The 2,079-nt window shown below is 41.5% G+C and carries 2 protein-coding genes; both read right to left on the bottom strand.

Annotation, left to right across the window (positions count from 1 at the left end):
• Positions 1–327: 327 nt before the first annotated feature.
• Positions 328–942: a VanZ family protein gene (locus tag LI074_RS16895; protein WP_201927500.1), complete on the bottom strand. Its 615-nt coding sequence runs from the start codon at positions 940–942 to the stop codon at positions 328–330.
• Positions 943–945: 3 nt separating this feature from the next.
• Positions 946–1,851: a sugar phosphate nucleotidyltransferase gene (locus tag LI074_RS16890; protein ID WP_173698446.1), complete on the bottom strand. Its 906-nt coding sequence runs from the start codon at positions 1,849–1,851 to the stop codon at positions 946–948.
• Positions 1,852–2,079 lie beyond the last annotated feature (228 nt).

The following is a 2,079-nucleotide window of genomic DNA, read 5'->3' as shown; positions in this document are numbered from 1 at the left end:
TTTTCCCTGGCTTCCTTTTCTGTCAGGTATTCTTTCATGTTCTCCTGCATTTGCTTATCTCCCTATCCCATCTCTGATAACTCATTTATGAGATTTTATCACTCATGATAAGTTTTTGCAAGATATTTTATGTTTCTTTTATAGAACTTTTAATCCCGGTTTATTTTCTTTATTGGTATTTCATGGGGTCAGACCCCAATGTGAGGCAATATTCAGTGTAAAAGTGGATCAAAAGAGAGCGTAAATCAAGATATTTCATAGTGTCTGCTCCATGTATAACCAAACATAACGTTTAACCTTTCCCAGTACACCATGAAGTTTTTTCTTTTACAGACCTTTCTTGATTTTTATTATTCCCCAGTAGCACATACCTCCAAGCACTCCACCAACTGTGTTGTAAAAGATGTCTGATAATTGGAATGTGCCGAGCCGTAATAGCAGTTGCAATATCTCTATCATCAAAGAAAAACCGAACGCTATCTTCCCACTTAGCCACAATATATTATTCCAACCATTGCCTGCTTTGCCATGAAACGTCCACATCACTACTGCTGAAAACGGGAGCATCATAAGCACATTCTCAATGCACTCCGTGGTAAGTTGCTGCTCTCCATTTACTATCTCCCAGATGCCCCAGCCACCCATAACATTAGACAACGGGTTCATCCACAGGTTTCGATTCAATAATGTCCGGAACAGAATAAGGGAAGTTACAAAGGCTAAGAAAAACAATTTTCTGAAGAACATACTCTCTTTGAACTCCCTGTACCATGTCACCATAGCATTCTTCCAGCCTTTTCCTGCTTCGATAGGTTTATAAGCATATAGATAGAAAAACATAGCAAGGAATGAAAGCAGAAGTGAAAAACCAAACGGCTCGTAGAGAGCAGTCAGGATGTTACTGAGGATCTTTCCGAGTAAATCAATTGTTTCTTTCATCATTGTTTACAGATCACTGAACAGATCAGCTTTGTACACACCATTCTCCTGCATCTTCCTAAAGCTGTCTTTCACAGATGCGACATCTTCGTGATAGGTCATACCATACCAGGTATCGTTGGTTTTCAGAACCTTCACCGACATCTTTCCCTGATTCAACAACTCACCGATGAATACAGGAATCAGATACTCAGCCTTTAGCGGATTGCTCGGTACTTCTTTATCAAAGAACTCCTTAAATCCGTTCTCCAGCACATCCAGGAATTCCGGTGTCAGCCCCCACATGTTCATAGAAACCAGAGAATTCACATCAACAGACACTCCGTCTGCTTCTGCGCCATCTGCAGTCTTCACGATATTCTTAGTTTCTACAATCTCAGTCAAGTTTCCATTCTCATCCATCTTGCAGATACCACGAGTCACACCGCCGTTATCAGACAGAGTGTTACTCAGCACAAAGCCTGCCATGCAGGACTTGCCACCATTCATCAGATACTCATGAACAGCCTTGAATCCTTCCCTGCCATAGTAATCGTCCGCATTGATCACAATAAAGGGAGTCTTGATAACCTTCTTTGCAGCAAGTACAGCCTGTCCGGTTCCCCACGGCTTTGTACGACCTTCCGGTAAAGTTCCCGGAATATCCTTAATATCCTGGAAAACATAGTCTACAGTTACATCATGAGCGGAGCAGACAGAAGCAATACGATCACCAATGACCTCTTTAAACTCCTTCTCAATATCCTTACGGATAATAAATACTACATGGTTGAATCCAGCCTCAATCGCATCATGGATTGAGTAGTCCATGATGATATGGTCAGTATCATCGACCGGTTCCAATTGCTTTATTCCTGTTCCAAATCGGCTTCCGATTCCGGCCGCCATGATAAGTAATGTTGTTGTTTTCATAATCTCTCCTTACTGTGCTTACATTGCTTTAACTGGGTATCCCTTAACACATACAGATTCGTATATTTATCTTATGATTATTTGTTCCGACCAGCTATATTCATAGGTTCCGACTCAAGTACCCAGTGAATTACTCGGTAACTGAGTTACCAGAGCATCTGAATTAAGGCGGGATACCGCCTTTTTTCAGGGTGCATCCATGGCACCACTACTGTTTGCTCTTTAGAG

This window comes from Blautia sp. MSK18_10, assembly GCF_020553185.1.
GTDB classification, from domain to species: domain Bacteria; phylum Bacillota; class Clostridia; order Lachnospirales; family Lachnospiraceae; genus Blautia_A; species Blautia_A wexlerae.
This window is presented reverse-complemented; position numbering and strand designations above follow the sequence as displayed.